This is a genomic window from Vibrio sp. ED004 (assembly GCF_023206395.1).
GTDB lineage: Bacteria > Pseudomonadota > Gammaproteobacteria > Enterobacterales > Vibrionaceae > Vibrio.
In genome coordinates this window covers 3,663,714-3,677,831 of sequence record NZ_CP066149.1, presented here as the reverse complement: position 1 = coordinate 3,677,831, position 14,118 = coordinate 3,663,714, and the positions used below count along the sequence as shown (strand labels likewise).

12 protein-coding genes are annotated in these 14,118 nt (G+C 44.6%); 6 read left to right on the top strand and 6 right to left on the bottom strand.

Going from position 1 to position 14,118, the window contains the following annotated elements; all coding sequences use genetic code 11:
• Positions 1-4 precede the first annotated feature (4 nt).
• The gene (locus ITG10_RS16830; RefSeq protein ID WP_017629816.1) at positions 5-3,721 is read left to right on the top strand and encodes an SbcC/MukB-like Walker B domain-containing protein; all 3,717 of its coding nucleotides are present in this window, start codon (positions 5-7) and stop codon (positions 3,719-3,721) included.
• Between the two features lie 663 nt (positions 3,722-4,384).
• On the opposite strand, the gene ITG10_RS16825 is transcribed toward ITG10_RS16830, so the two are convergent.
• The gene (locus ITG10_RS16825) at positions 4,385-5,410 is read right to left on the bottom strand and encodes an IS110 family transposase (RefSeq protein ID WP_248386536.1); all 1,026 of its coding nucleotides are present in this window, start codon (positions 5,408-5,410) and stop codon (positions 4,385-4,387) included.
• A 202-nt stretch (positions 5,411-5,612) separates the two neighbouring features.
• Here ITG10_RS16825 and ITG10_RS16820 point away from each other — a divergent pair, with 202 nt between their 5' ends.
• On the top strand, positions 5,613-5,756 hold the full coding sequence (locus ITG10_RS16820) for a DUF2256 domain-containing protein (protein ID WP_128644442.1): 144 nt from the start codon (positions 5,613-5,615) through the stop codon (positions 5,754-5,756).
• 148 nt (positions 5,757-5,904) lie between these two features.
• Positions 5,905-6,792: a PA4780 family RIO1-like protein kinase gene (locus ITG10_RS16815; protein WP_026084457.1), complete on the top strand. Its 888-nt coding sequence runs from the start codon at positions 5,905-5,907 to the stop codon at positions 6,790-6,792.
• Positions 6,793-6,885: 93 nt separating this feature from the next.
• On the opposite strand, the gene ITG10_RS16810 is transcribed toward ITG10_RS16815, so the two are convergent.
• The 4 genes from ITG10_RS16810 to ITG10_RS16795 all read right to left on the bottom strand — a co-directional run bounded on the left by ITG10_RS16810 (position 6,886) and on the right by ITG10_RS16795 (position 11,160).
• On the bottom strand, positions 6,886-7,626 hold the full coding sequence (locus tag ITG10_RS16810; RefSeq protein WP_017632941.1) for an SDR family oxidoreductase: 741 nt from the start codon (positions 7,624-7,626) through the stop codon (positions 6,886-6,888).
• Positions 7,626-9,185, bottom strand: coding sequence for a cryptochrome/photolyase family protein (locus tag ITG10_RS16805; RefSeq protein WP_017632940.1), 1,560 nt, complete (start codon positions 9,183-9,185; stop codon positions 7,626-7,628). The genes ITG10_RS16810 and ITG10_RS16805 overlap by 1 nt, the downstream gene beginning before the upstream one ends.
• The gene (locus ITG10_RS16800) at positions 9,182-10,543 is read right to left on the bottom strand and encodes a DASH family cryptochrome (RefSeq protein ID WP_017632939.1); all 1,362 of its coding nucleotides are present in this window, start codon (positions 10,541-10,543) and stop codon (positions 9,182-9,184) included. Before ITG10_RS16800 ends, ITG10_RS16805 begins: the two co-directional genes overlap by 4 nt.
• Before the next feature lie 194 nt (positions 10,544-10,737).
• Positions 10,738-11,160, bottom strand: a complete 423-nt coding sequence (locus ITG10_RS16795; protein ID WP_017632938.1) for a universal stress protein — start codon at positions 11,158-11,160, stop codon at positions 10,738-10,740.
• Between the two features lie 235 nt (positions 11,161-11,395).
• Between ITG10_RS16795 and ITG10_RS16790 the strand changes: the two genes are divergently transcribed.
• The 3 genes from ITG10_RS16790 to ITG10_RS16780 all read left to right on the top strand — a co-directional run bounded on the left by ITG10_RS16790 (position 11,396) and on the right by ITG10_RS16780 (position 13,250).
• Positions 11,396-12,535 carry a PcfJ domain-containing protein gene (locus tag ITG10_RS16790; RefSeq protein ID WP_017632937.1) on the top strand — a complete coding sequence of 380 codons (1,140 nt, stop codon included), beginning with the start codon at positions 11,396-11,398 and terminating at the stop codon, positions 12,533-12,535.
• A gap of 31 nt (positions 12,536-12,566) precedes the next feature.
• Entirely contained in the window at positions 12,567-12,704 is a 138-nt protein-coding gene (locus ITG10_RS16785) for a hypothetical protein (RefSeq protein ID WP_017632936.1), read from the top strand.
• A 78-nt stretch (positions 12,705-12,782) separates the two neighbouring features.
• Positions 12,783-13,250, top strand: a complete 468-nt coding sequence (locus tag ITG10_RS16780; protein WP_017632935.1) for a GNAT family N-acetyltransferase — start codon at positions 12,783-12,785, stop codon at positions 13,248-13,250.
• Positions 13,251-13,271: 21 nt separating this feature from the next.
• Here ITG10_RS16780 and ITG10_RS16775 read toward each other — a convergent pair whose 3' ends face one another.
• On the bottom strand, positions 13,272-14,057 hold the full coding sequence (locus ITG10_RS16775; protein WP_026084456.1) for a 4'-phosphopantetheinyl transferase superfamily protein: 786 nt from the start codon (positions 14,055-14,057) through the stop codon (positions 13,272-13,274).
• Between the last annotated feature and the right edge of the window lie 61 nt (positions 14,058-14,118).

Below are 14,118 nucleotides of genomic sequence, written 5' to 3'. Positions count from 1 at the left end.
GAGTATGAAGATTTTAAGCCTAGAATTTGAAAACCTTAACTCTTTGAAAGGTCGTTGGAAGCTCGACTTTACCCAATCACCGTTTGCAGAAAATGGTCTGTTTGCCATTACAGGTCCAACCGGGGCGGGCAAAACCACCATTCTTGACGCGATCTGTTTAGCGTTATTCCACCGAACGCCGCGTTTGAAGAGTATTGCGAAAGGGAATAACGAACTGATGACGCGCGGTACTGGCGAATGTTTTGCTGAACTTGAATTCGAAGTTCAAGGTAAAACCTACCGTTCTAACTTCCATCAAAAACGTGCCCGAGGTAAACACGATGGTGCATTGCAAACACCGACTTGTGAATTTGCGGATGCCGACACCGATAAAGTCTTAGAAACCATGTTAACCAAGAAGACCAAGCTGGTTGAGCAGGTAACGGGTTTGGACTTTTCACGCTTTACTAAATCGATCATGTTGTCTCAAGGCGAATTTGCTGCATTCCTCAATGCCAATGCAAATGATCGTGCCGAGCTGTTAGAAGAGCTAACGGGTACCGAAGTTTATAGCCTGATTTCAGAGCGTATTTACGATCACTTTAAATCGAGTGAAGAAGCACTGAATCACCTGAAAGCGAAAGCCGAGGGTGTGAGCTTATTGTCTGAAGAGCAAATCCAAGAGCTTACAACGGAACGAGAAACCCTTGAAGCCGAACAAAAGCGTTTCGCCGAGCAACTCAAGGAGTGGCAAGCCCACCTGAGTTGGTGGAAAGACGTGACCAAAGCGCAACACACTATTGCGACGAGCGAGCACGACTTAAAAACTGCGCAGGATGAATTGCAACATAACCAAGCATCGTTGGCACGCTTGGCAAATAGCGAACCAGCTGAAAAACTGCGCCCGCTGCATAAAGATTTAAAGCGTTGCGAGCAAGAGGTAAGTACCACTCAAGCTAACCTAAATAACAGCACTAAATTACTGGCAGTTCGTGACGCGGAGAAACAAGACGCACAAGCTAAGCTGACGCAAAGCAGCGACGCTGTTCAGAAGATAAAAACTGAACAACAAGATCAAGAGAAGATCATTGAGCAGGTTCGTCCGCTAGATAACCAAATTGCAGTGCTTAAAGACAAGCAATCTGCTGCAGTTAATTCAGCGAATGTACTCAATGAACAACACTCGCAGCAGCGCAATCATCAGCTTGTATTAACGAAGCAGATCGATGAGTTGAAACAGCAAGAAAAGCTCAGCTCTGATTACTTAACAGCCCACCAAGCCGACCAACAGTTAGAAAAATACCTAGGCCAGTGGCAAGCCAAGGTAGAGCAAGTTCGCGCTTTAGAGCGTCAGCATTCAGAACAGTTGAACTCGGCTAAGCAAGCTTTATCGGCTCTTGATACTCAGCAAGCGGTTATAAAAAGTGCGCAACAAGCCAAAGCAACACAAGATCAAACCTTAGCTGAATTGGTTGTGACAGAAAACAATACCAAGCAGCAATGGGAAGACTTGCAAGGCAATACCAGTGAACAAGTGTTACATACTCAAAAAGAGTTGTTGGAGTTTTGGAATCGCAACACGCACTCGTTACTGGACATTAATCGTAGTTTTTTAAACGCTCAGCAACAGCTTGGGGCTAAAACTCAAGCGCATCAAATTAATACTCAGCAAGCTGATAAGCTTTCGAAAGAACGCGAAGTGCTAGTCGAGCGATACAAAGAGAAAGAGACATCGCTTGAACGCTTAACCTTGTTGATCGCGCAAGAAGGGGAACTGGCAAAATACCGAGCAGCTTTAGAATCTGGATCTGAATGCCCATTGTGTGGCTCAACAGATCATTCGATAGAACAATCGCAAGACATTGCAAACTTGGTTGCCCAACAAGAGCGTGAAAAGCATGAGTTAGCAATTATCAAGAAAGACGGTCAAGAGCATCGCCAAAAGCTAGATTCTCTTGCTCCTATGATTACTGCGCTCAACGATGATATTCAGCGCGCTCAAGCGGACATTCAACAAGCTCAATTGAACTGGCAAGGCATAATTGGCAAGCTTCAACAGAGTTTGTCTGATTTCCCTAACACAGCTCCAGAGTTGGCATTGTTAACGGTTAACGATTTAGGTAACGAAGCTGCAGTGATGACGTTTGCAGAGCAATGTGAGCTTCAACTCAATCAAACCTTGCTCCAGTTGAAAGCACTCGTCGATGCTAAAACTTTGTTTTCTGAAGCTGAGAAACAGCGTTTATCGGCGAGAATGACGGCAGACAAAGCGCAAGCAAACCTAGAACTGGCCGAGCAACGCTTAGAGGATCTCAACAAGCAAAACCAAAGTGTAAACGAACAGATAAACCACACGGCTCAACAGAAAGATCAACAATGGAGCTCGCTAAAAGAGAGTATTTTTGAAACCTCTATCGAAGCGCCTGAACTTGAACACATTGACGCTTGGTTCGCTGAAAAGCTCCAAGCATCAAACACATGGATGCAAACAAAACAACAACACGCCGAACTAGAGAAGCAACTGATTACTCAATGTGCAGAGCAAAAAACGTTGGATGACAAGCTAAGCAGTGTGCAGAAAGAGCTCGATACGTTAAATAAAGAGAGCGGATCGTTAGCGGCGGAATTGGCTCGCATCGGCTCGGAAAGGGTGCAATTGTTTGGTGAGAAAGACATTCAAACTGCCAGCAATGCGATGAAGCAGAAAGTGGCGGATGCGGTCACTGCATTTGATGCTGCTCAGGTGGTTGTTAACCGCTGTGAACTGGAACATCGAACCGAGCAAACGAAACATACTGGTTTCTCTGATGAATTGGTGAGTAAGCAATCAAGCCACACGCAAGCAACGACTGCTTGGGTCGAAGCTTTACAAGCGAGCCCATTCGAAGCTGAAGTTGATTTTGAAGCCGCATTGTTAGACGAAGAAGTTCGTACCCAACTGCAAAACCTTAAGAAGTCGTTAGACGAGGCAATTGTTAGTGCGCAAGCAAGGTTAAACACCGCTAAAGCAGCCCAAGTGGAGCTACAAAACCACGACAATGCGCAAACATGGCAAGAGCAAGATCAACAGCAAGTAGAAGAAGCAACGACGGAATGCCAAAACGCGCAACAAAGTCATGCGACGAAGATCGGTGCGATTTCTGCCAACCTTGAAACGGATCGTCAGAATCGCAGTAACCAGCAAGACTTGTTCAAACAGATTTCTGATCAGCAAGTCGAATTTGATGATATCTCTCGTCTGAATTCGTTAATTGGTTCTAAGAATGGTGACAAGTTCCGTAAGTTTGCACAGGGGCTGACTCTGGAAAACTTGGTCTATTTGGCGAACAAGCAACTTCAGCGTTTGCACGGTCGTTATGAGTTAAAACGTAAAGCCGACGATGGCTTAGAGCTGCAGGTATTGGATACGTGGCAGGGCGATGTGATGCGAGATACCAAAACTCTGTCAGGCGGCGAAAGCTTCTTGGTGAGTTTGGCGTTGGCATTAGCACTTTCTGATCTTGTGAGTTACAAAACCAGTATTGATTCTCTGTTCTTGGATGAAGGGTTTGGTACGCTTGATAGCGACACATTAGACATCGCACTGAATGCGCTCGATAACCTGAATGCGTCAGGCAAGATGATTGGCGTGATCAGCCACGTTGAGGCACTCAAAGAGCGAGTGCCAGTTCAATTGAAAGTGACAAAGCACTCTGGCCTTGGTGTCAGTGAGATGGAGAAGCAGTACAAAGTTGTCGCGTAGATTTCCATGTGACTGGTGCTTGATATTGGAAGCATAGCCAGTTGAACCGAAATGGATTCAGTTGTGGTAAAAGCAGATCCCCGACTCAGTCGTTCCTCCTTCTCGAGGATGACGGAGTCGGGAATTGTCATCAATCACTCTGTCGTTATTCCATAAAGTGAGGAACGAGCGTAATAGGAAATCTAGGTTTGTTGGTATTACCTCCGCTATTCCCTAAAGTGAGGAACGAGCGTAATAGGGAATCGAGCTTTGTTCGTATTACTTTCGTTATTCCCCAAAGTGAGGAACACACGTAATAGAGAATCTAGGTTTGTTCGTGTTACTTCCGTCATTCCCTAAAGCGAGGAACGAGCGTAATAGGAATCTAGGTTTGTTCGTGTTACTTCAGTCATTCCCCAAAGTGAGGAACGTATATGGACTCCCCTAGTATTGCAAGGAAACGAGTAAAGGTACGCAAGTGCACGTATATTCGGTTTCTTTATGGGGAGCTACCCCGAACCTCTATGGCTTAATCCACTCAGCAAAAGTTCTTATCGAGCGTGTGGTGTATTATCACCTTCGTCCCTCTCAGAGTTTCTCTTGCTTGCTATGCTCACTCTTTACCATAATTTACTTGCTTACATGGGGGGATTGATGTCTCCCTTAACCTTATAAAATCAATTGTTAAGCGAGTAACGTTTCATTATAAGATCGATTGCTCTTCAGCATGGCACAAGCCATTCTGATCGTTTTGTTAGCAAGGGCGACAACTACTTGGTTAAACGACTTTCTTTCTAACAAGTTTCGTATCCAGCAACTTAAGCGATCTTCTTTATCTCGGATATTCGCTACCACTGCTCTTGCTCCATGAACGACAAGAGAGCGTAAGGTTTTATCACCTGATTTACTTATTCCGTGGTTTTTGTTCTTACCACCACTGCCAGTATGAGCCGGAACTAAACCTAAGCTCGCACTAGCCCCTCGCCCATTTCTATAGGCCGAAGCGTCACCTAGGCGGGAAAAAATGGCACTTGCAATCACCCAACGTACACCTCGTAAAGTGATTAATAACTGGCAAGCGGGTATTTGCTTTGCAAAGTCTATAAGTTGCGATTCAACTCTCTCGATAGGCTCATCAAGACTTAGTAGCTGAGCATGTAATTCTCGGAGAACGAATCGAGTTGTCAGTGTTAATTCATTCTCTGCATCTTCGATAACGAGAGGGAGCAGTTCTCGCAGTTTATTGGCTCCTTGTGGGAAGGTAATTCCACATTCCGCTGCATAGCCACGGATCCGTAGACTTACTGCTGTGCGTTGTTTTATATAGCTTTGTCTTAAACTCAGCAGCATAGCGATATCTTGCTGCTCAGGTGTTTTTACTGGTACCGCATGAATATCGGAGCGTAAGGAAGCTTCGTAAATCGCGATAGCATCATTAGCATCGTTCTTATTACCACAGCGATATGGCTTCACTTTTTGGGGAGGTATCATTTTGACGGTATGACCACGGCTTTGAAACGTTCGTCCCCAATAATGAGATGCCGCACAGGCCTCTATGCAAATGGTCGCGCCAGGGTGTTGGCTGATGACCGTTAGCATTTTCTTTTTAGACATAGCTTGGTTCAACTTACGCTTTCCATGGCGGTTAAATACCGCGACTTGAAAGACGGATTTGGCTAAATCAATCGAGATTGTGTTAAATTTATTCATAGTATGGGCTCCTGTTTTGGTTCGCACCTGTAACTTTAGCTGACACTGTCAGTTAAGGTGGGGAGTCCATACCATTGAGTGTAGTAGAGAATCTATGTTTGTTGTTATTACTTTCGTCATTCCCTAAAGCGAGGGACGAGCGTAATAGGGAATCTCGCTGTTTAGCATGTTGAATGAGAGCGCTACACAGAAGGAGCCGCGCATGCACAAGAAACCACATCTCCCAACGAAGACATGTCCTGTTTGCAACAAATCTTTCTCGTGGCGTAAAAAGTGGCAGCGTTGCTGGGATGAAGTTATCTATTGCTCTGAACGTTGCCGTCGTCATAAATCTAAGCCTTCATAACATCCTTCCACATAGAATCCTACTTTCGTAACTCCAAATTGAAGAACTCCTTTCGTTTCTGATTCATTTAATAAGTCTTTAATCGCTTATCCCTTCATTTCTTAAGTTTATATTTCTATCTGTAAGATAAGTGATGTATAAAGGCGGCATGAAGATACCTAAAAGAATACAGCCTTTAGTTGACGATGGTTTAGTCGACGAGGTGACAAGCCAACTTATGAGTGGCAAAGAAGCATCGGTGTACATTGTACGCTGCGGCGATACGATCCGTTGTGCCAAGGTATATAAGGAAATTAGCCAGCGTAGCTTTAAAAAAGCGATAGCATACCGAGAAGGCCGAAAGGTGCGTAATAGCCGCCGAGCGCGAGCTATGGAAAAGGGCTCTGGTTTTGGTCGCGAGCAACAAGAGAAGGTGTGGCAAAGCGCTGAAGTGGATGCTCTATATAAGCTAGCCGAAGCGGGCGTTCGTGTGCCTGTTCCTTATGGCTGCTTTGACGGCGTATTGCTGATGGAATTGGTTACGGACGACGAAGGTTACGTTGCCCCAAGACTAAATGATGTGGTGATGTCTCCAGAGCAAGCTATTGAACACCACGCAGTGATGATGACTTACGTGGTTAAGATGTTGTGTGTCGGTTTGATCCATGGTGACTTGTCTGAATTCAACGTATTAGTTGACGAATACGGTCCAGTGATTATCGATCTACCACAAGCAGTTGATGCTTCGGCGAATAACAATGCTGAATGGATGCTGACTCGTGATATCAATAACATTCGTGATTATTACGCACAGTTTGCACCTGAATTAGCAAAAACTGAGTATGCCAAGGAAATGTGGGCGCTCTACGAAAAAGGCGACCTTAAGCCAGACAGCAAGTTAACTGGCGAGTTTACAGAAAGTGATGCTTTGGCAGACATCGATGCGATTATGCATGAGATAGACGCGGCCAGAATTGAAGAGCAACACCGACGTGAACGTGCTAAGGAAGAGAAAGACGGAGTGGACGAGAGTAAGTTTAATTGGGCTGAGTCTTAAGCCTTTGAATTATTATCTGCTTTAAATCAGCACTTCCTCAAACCAAATAACCCAACAGAGCATCCACTCGGTTGGGTTTTCTTTTATTCGTTCTTACCAAGTCAGTTGTTCACCATCGTATGCGTAAAAATGTCCGGTTTGTTCAGGCGTCGCAGTGCGAATAATATCGACCAATTGATGGGCGACATAACTCGATTCAAACAGCTTTCCTTGAGGCACATTATTTTGAAAAGGCTTAGATAGAGCGGTATCGGTTGTGCCAGGGTGCAGTGCTAACACCGTGCCTTTTTTGAGTGTTCGTAGCCATTCAATCGACATAGTTTTGATGAACATGTTAAGCGCGGCTTTGGATGAACGATAGCTATACCAACCGCCTAATCTGTTATCTGAAATGCTGCCTACCTTAGCTGATACCACGGCAAATTTTGGATTGTCGCTGGCTTTAAGGATTGGAGTGAAGTGCTTAGCCAATATCAAGCTAGGTAGGGTATTGACGGAGATGTTTTTCAAGAAGAACTCTGGGTCGATAGACGACAGATTCTTTTCTGGCCCTAAGTCTGGCGTATGCAGCATACCGACGCAGTTAATTAACCAATCTAATCTTTCGAATTGAGTGCTGAGCTCTTTTATATCGACTTCGCTAGTCGCATCGACTTGGTGCCAATGTAGACGGTGATCTTCTAGTTCAGGTTGTTGCGAGTGATAAGTGGCGTCGACATGCACATCGAGAAAATCAAAGCGAGACAGCTCAGACAATAGGTGCTTAACCACGGCAAAACCGATGCCGCCGCTACCACCTATAACCAATATGTGTAATCTGAGTTGCTCCACCATTATAAGTCCTCCAAGTTAGTCATTCGTTGTTCTGCGGTATCAAGTATTGTTTGCTGATCGTGTTCGTCCATATTGTCCCAAGAGCGATACAGCATCCCCATTCGAGGGTTTCGATTTAATGCTTCACGGTGTTGATTCATAAAACGCCAGTACAAGCTATTGAATGGACACGAGCGTTCACCACTACGTTCTTTAATCTGATAATGGCAGCCTTTGCAGTAGTCACTCATGCGATTAATGTACGAACCGCTGGCAGAGTATGGTTTGGTTCCTACGATCCCGCCATCCGCAAACAGTGCCATACCTCGCGTATTTGGCATTTCGACCCATTCAATGGCATCAACGTAAATGCCAAGGTACCAACTGTCGACTTGGTCGGGTGCGATGCCCGTGATTAAGCAGAAGTTGCCCGTGACCATGAGCCTTTGAATATGATGCGCGTAAGCAAACTCCAATGACTGACCAATCGCGTGCTTCATGCAGTTCATTTTGGTTTGACCATCCCAGAAGTAATGAGGCAATTGACGATCGGCGTCGTAGTGGTTTTTGTTGGCGTACGCAGGCATGTTCGCCCAATACACCGCACGTATGTATTCACGCCACCCCAGAACTTGACGTACGAAACCTTCGACCTGTGCAATATCGATAGTTGGAGTGTTTGACTTAGAAGAAGCTTGGTAGGCGGAAAGTGCCGCATCAATGACTTCTTTGGGGCTAAGAAGTTTGCTGTTCAATGAGAACGAAATACGGCTGTGATACAAGCTCCATTTAGAGTCGTGTTCTGTGGTCATCGCGTCTTGAAAGTGTCCAAACAGCGGCAAACAGACTTGGCAGAAGTGGGCGAGCAGAGACAAGCTTTGCGCGCGATTGACTGGCCATAATAACTGGTTACCAACTGTCCCTATGGTTTCTACTTGATGGCGTTCGATCCTTTCTAAAATAGATGATATATCGTTCGCAAACATCAAAGGCTGTGGCAGGTTATCAATGTCTTGCTTCTTAAGCTTCTTACGGTTATTTGCGTCGTAGTTCCATTTACCACCGACCGGCTTTCCGTCTTCTAATAGAATGTTGAAACGCTTTCTCATTCGACGATAGAAGTGTTCCATCATGATGTGTTTGTCTTTCGGAAACTGCTGTTCAATTTCGTCAAACGGGAAGAGGAAGTGCTCTGAATCGCAGCAACCTTTGATCGCTTTGGGCAACTTGAGCTGGTTCAACTGCTGTAATAGGCGGTATTCGTCGGGCCTTTGGTATTCGAACTTTTCAGCGTCAAACTCATGTGTGTAATGCTGTAGCAATGCATCGAGGTTGTTGAATTGTGCCGTGTCATCCAAGGTTAGGTGTAATACTTGATGGCCGCGTTGTGTCAGTTCCTCAGCGAAGTAGCCCAAAGCAGAGAAGAACGCAGCGACTTTCTGTACGTGTGACGCTACGTAGTCGGTTTCTTGTTTCAATTCGGCGATGAGGTAAATCACTTCATCGCTAACATGATCAAACCAAGAGTGCTCAATGTTGAGCTGGTCACCCAAGAGAAGGCGCACGGTTTTGTATTTCATATTACGTCCTGGTATCTAGGTGTGGCTGAAGCTTCGTCTTCACGGTGCCATTTGTTTATAAATGTATGCTCCGGGTCATACGTCTCTGTCTGCTTAACTAAGTCGAAATGGCGTGATTTAGGTTGCGCTTGATTGGCACCGTCTTTCTTGTTGGCCTGACTGTTTGTTTGAGAGTTGAGCGCCCCAGCAATATACGCCCAGTTACCCCAGTTTGAAGCTACGTCATAGTCGATGAGCTGGCTCTCGAAGTAAGCTGCACCATGTCGCCAATCGATCCCTAATTCATAAATCAAGCAGCTCGCGACAAGCTGTCTTCCTCGATTAGACATATAACCTGTGGCGTTAAGCTGGCGCATACAGGCATCGACAATTGGGTAGTTGGTGTTGCCACTTTTCCATTTGGCGAAGCAGAGGTTCGATGATGTTGAAGCGTGTTGATTATCGAGTTCATTGTTTGTGCCAAACAGTGACGAGCCGAGCGATAAGCCTTTCCAATAGAAGTACTCACGCCATAACAACTCAAAGTAGATCCAATAAGTCGAGTCGTTCGCTCCGTGTTGTGCTTCAAACTGTTTTAAGTGGCGGTAGATTGTTTTCGGAGAAACACAGCCAAGTGCCAACCAAGGCGAGAATTTGGTTGAGTTTTCGATTCCATCAAACGCATTCCGTGTCTGTTTGTAAGAGCGGGCATAGCTCTGTGAAAAGTAGTGCTTTAAATGAACCAAACCGGCTGTTTCGCCGCCTAGATATACCGAAGAGAGAGGACTCTCAGTTAAGGCCTCAGACTCGTCAAGTAGAGATGTGGGAGTTGGTGGAAGTTGGGAAATGACCGTTTCAGGAGTATCAATATCCGTGTGCTCAACTTGCATTCTGAACTTGGTAAACGAACGTGGAAGCTTTGATAACTCAAACGGCAGTTCACCTTGCTCAAACAAAGTAGTGTGGTGCGACAAACTCGATATCAAATTTGGGTGTTTGTTTAATAACTCGTTTGTGAGAGATTTCTCGTCATAACCACAATGTGCGCTTGCGAAAAAGTGTGTGACGTTTTGTGAAGCAATAATATGACTGAGTGTTGGAACGCTTGTATTTAGCTCCAGTAGATTCTGACTTAAACGAATGAATTTTTGTCCAAGGCCTTCTAAATTCGCTGCAAGATTGCCTATTGACTGCGAAATGAAATCACGACGATGGGAACCGTATTCAAGCTCTTGGGCGAAGTCTGCGGAGAATTGAGACAGGCTTGGTTCGACGATCACGCAGATGAGTTCATCGACACTCTGTGCTGCATGATGGAGTAACAGATTGTCTTTGATTCTTAAGTCATTTGTAAACAGATAGAGGCCAATCTTTTTCATTGCTTACACTCGTTATTTTTTAATTATTAGACGCTTACGAGTTGATAGGCTGACAAGATCACAAATGATTTCAGCGAGTGAATGATAGTTAGATTGAGTTTAAGAAGGTGATTTAATAGGGGGAGGCTCAGCCAACCAATAATACCGATAGAGGTTGGCAAGACAGGATATTTCTAGGAGGGGCGTTAAAGCCTCTATTCCATAGGAACGACTAGAATATCGATAGGAGAGGTGTCGATGATCTGTTTCGAATGGGAAATAAGTTTATGCCAAAAATCATGGTGGTGACCACACATCAATAGGTCGACGTTGTTTGCTTCGATGGTATTTTTGAGTTTATCGTTCAAATCGCCCGTACCCACGAAAATATGCTTGATAGGGTGCTTTGCATAAGCCTCAAACTCTTTCAGGTGATTAACTGCATCTTCATTGATGGGTAAATCACCGTCGTTCCCTTGAATATCAACGAGTTCAGGATAAATTTCACCATGGGTACCGTCGATATAAACAAACGAAATACCCGCATCGAGTTTATCGGCGAAGAAAGCCGCTCTATCAATAAGTACTTTGGTGTCTTCAGATAGTTCAACGGCGACTAGAATATGTCGGTATTCCATAATTTAAGCCTTTTATTGTGGGTTATGTATCAAGCATAGTTTTTGTTGGCGCAAATGATATCGAAGAGGTCTCATATTGCGCAAAATCATCATTCAAAGATCTTCTAAGTACCCTCGTATCTATATCGCTTTGATTGATAAGAAATTTACAAAAGGTTGTTATAGTGGTTCGAGCGTTAGCTTATGCTAGTAGATAGGCTCGACAGTCCAACGCGCCATTAACGAAGAGGCATCAATGACAGCATTACTTACCATTCCCACTCGAACACTTGGCTTTGATTACGATATTGAGATCAGTGATTGGTCGCAAAAGCTCGTGGGCTTTCATGTGTTCGAAGATGGTAGACGCCCGCTTGATGGTGGCATTGGGTTAAGTCTCAATCTTGTGGAGCAGTTTGATGTTAATGGTCGCTGGTTAGAATCCTTGCCAGCTCGTTATCGTGAAATCACAGATGACTTTCCAGAGTATCAGTATCAAATGCTATGGTTGGCTGCGAACACCTATGAAGCGGCACAACTGCTTGAATTAAGGCCCGTTATCTTGGCGATGATTTGCATGAAATACAGTGTCGATAATCAGAAAGCATTAGAGCTGAGCCGTTTAGGACAAAAGAAGATCTTAGCCAAGTTGGGTTTAGACAGCAGCAAAGCGACGCTGAAATTTATCGATAAGCTAGAGCTGCACTACAACGTTGGTGACGAGCTCGACCACATCGTTCGAATCCTTGAGCCATTACAAAGGCGCGTTCTTAAGTTTAAGCACTACTCAAAGGTCGGCTACACAGCACTGCGTTTGGACCAAGTACATCCATTTTTGACAGGCAGTCGACTCGGTATTGCGATGGTTGAAGAGGGCAGGCTCAATGCTCCATCGAAGATGGCGATGTTCCAAGATGCAATTTTGTTAGGGCAGGATTTAGAAATTGATGATCCTCTGCGCTCGATTACCAGCCAAAACTCATTCGCGATGTTTGAACAGCTTCATGATAGATGGACGGAACAGCGTCAACTGCGTCGTCTAGAAGGCAGTCGCCCATTAGACATGGATATTCCTTATCCTGTGCCTCTACTTGGTAATGACAACATCCACCCAATTACCGATTACTACGACCTCGAGAAAGAGGGTATCGAGCAAAAACACTGTATAGGCGTGTACCATAATAGAATCATGAGTGATCGCTATGTGGTGTTTAGAGTGTTGAAACCTCAGCGTTTGACCATAGGCTTGCGCCGTGTTCCTAGCAAAGTATTTCCGTTTGAAATTGACCAAATCTGTGGCAAAAGGAATGCACCGCCGTCTGAATCTGCTCTGCAAGTTATCCATGATTGGTTAGAAACGAGCAAGCAAAAGTATCCGAAGTATCGTCGTGAATAAGTTATCGTCGTGAAGTTGAAGGAAAATCAGTATGTATCAGCAAGGCGATTTATGTCCTCATTGTGGTTTGATTATTGTTATGCCAACTGACTTACAAACCGAATGCTTAGGCTGTGGAGAAGAGATTAATCAAGAACCAGACGATGAACATTATGAGGAAGAAGAGTAGTGATATTCGTCTTCTATCCCTACATCAAAAGTCATGATCTACAGCCCTATTTATCCAGTATTTGAAAAGGAATTTTGAATGCAGAAAGTCGTCTTCAGACAATGTGACCAACACTCACCACACTGGCGACAGCTCGAACGTCTTTTTCAAAGCGAATGGGCGGACTTTGAGTTTAAAACGGCCTATCCAGAGCAATCAACCCCCGACAATATTCAATTGCCACCAGTACTCGTAGTGCTTCGCGAAAATGTCGTGATTGGCGGTTTGGCGTATTCCCATTTTCAAGAACCTCATAAAGTGAGGGATGTAGTATGGATCAATGCCGTTTATGTGGATGAGGAATGGCGCGGTCAAGGCATTGCGAGTGAGTTGATCAAGCGTGCGGTCGAGCAAATGCCAGGCTTCTATCAGTCTGCAGCGTCGCAAGATTCAACGTCTGATCTTTACGCCTACACTAATATTCCGTCTTTGTATCTCTCCCTTGGTTGGTCAACCGTCGATATAGAAACCGATCCCGACCATCATGTGATGAGCATTCCTATTTAAGTTGGTTAATCAGCGCAATCGTTATTTATCAAGTTGGCAATAACACACGGTTAAATACGCTTGCTGTTGTTCTAAGTACCTGTACTGGCAGGTTATTGCCCTTAAATCACTTCTTGCTACACTGTCACTTATGATGTCGTGAGTTTGCAAAATGACTTGTTGTGATAATGCAAATTTAACACCGACTTTGTCTATCGCGATCAGTGTTGCAGAGCCAAAATCCAAGCTGTTAGTCACAAATCGACCCAACGCTTTATAGATGGCTTCCTTAGCCGAAAATAGTAATGTCACAGCTTCTGAATAAGTCATCCCAAACTTCAGCATAAGCTCTATCTCATCAACGTTTGCCACCATGTTTCCGATATCACGACATACGTCATTTGTTATTGAGTGTTGAATATCAATCCCGATGCTTTCTCTGTTTGAATTGCGAGAAGGTAAAACCGCGATACAAGCCAAGTCTTCACTGTGGGAAATTGAACCCGCAACACCTGAAGGCAACGTTGGGCTTCGGGCAATGTTTGGCTCAAGCCTCTGATGCGCGAAGCCCAGTTGTTGTAACTCCTTTGCGACCAAATAACGCCCTGCAAAGTATTCGGCCTTCCTTTTGTCGACCGAATGAGTAATTGCGATGGGGCAGTACACGTTAGTTATATCAAATAGCTTGTCATTGAAGTGCCGTTTATCAAACTGCGCGATATGGATATCAATCTTTTTATCATTGAAGCCCAAGCCTGTTGTAAAACAGAATTCATCGACCATAAACGGATGATCCAGTGGTAATGGGTGAAAGGTGCTGTTCTTCATTGGCTTAACCATTTTGCAACAAGGTGAATAATCCGTAACAAGCGTATGTGATTCATCGTAA

Coding starts and splice junctions, on each gene's coding strand:
- ITG10_RS16830 (WP_017629816.1), top strand. CDS start 5: ATGAAGATTTTAAGCCTAGAATTTGAAAACCTTAACTCTTTGAAAGGT.
- ITG10_RS16825 (WP_248386536.1), bottom strand. CDS start 5,410: ATGAATAAATTTAACACAATCTCGATTGATTTAGCCAAATCCGTCTTT.
- ITG10_RS16820 (WP_128644442.1), top strand. CDS start 5,613: ATGCACAAGAAACCACATCTCCCAACGAAGACATGTCCTGTTTGCAAC.
- ITG10_RS16815 (WP_026084457.1), top strand. CDS start 5,905: ATGAAGATACCTAAAAGAATACAGCCTTTAGTTGACGATGGTTTAGTC.
- ITG10_RS16810 (WP_017632941.1), bottom strand. CDS start 7,626: ATGGTGGAGCAACTCAGATTACACATATTGGTTATAGGTGGTAGCGGC.
- ITG10_RS16805 (WP_017632940.1), bottom strand. CDS start 9,185: ATGAAATACAAAACCGTGCGCCTTCTCTTGGGTGACCAGCTCAACATT.
- ITG10_RS16800 (WP_017632939.1), bottom strand. CDS start 10,543: ATGAAAAAGATTGGCCTCTATCTGTTTACAAATGACTTAAGAATCAAA.
- ITG10_RS16795 (WP_017632938.1), bottom strand. CDS start 11,160: ATGGAATACCGACATATTCTAGTCGCCGTTGAACTATCTGAAGACACC.
- ITG10_RS16790 (WP_017632937.1), top strand. CDS start 11,396: ATGACAGCATTACTTACCATTCCCACTCGAACACTTGGCTTTGATTAC.
- ITG10_RS16785 (WP_017632936.1), top strand. CDS start 12,567: ATGTATCAGCAAGGCGATTTATGTCCTCATTGTGGTTTGATTATTGTT.
- ITG10_RS16780 (WP_017632935.1), top strand. CDS start 12,783: ATGCAGAAAGTCGTCTTCAGACAATGTGACCAACACTCACCACACTGG.
- ITG10_RS16775 (WP_026084456.1), bottom strand. CDS start 14,057: ATGAAGAACAGCACCTTTCACCCATTACCACTGGATCATCCGTTTATG.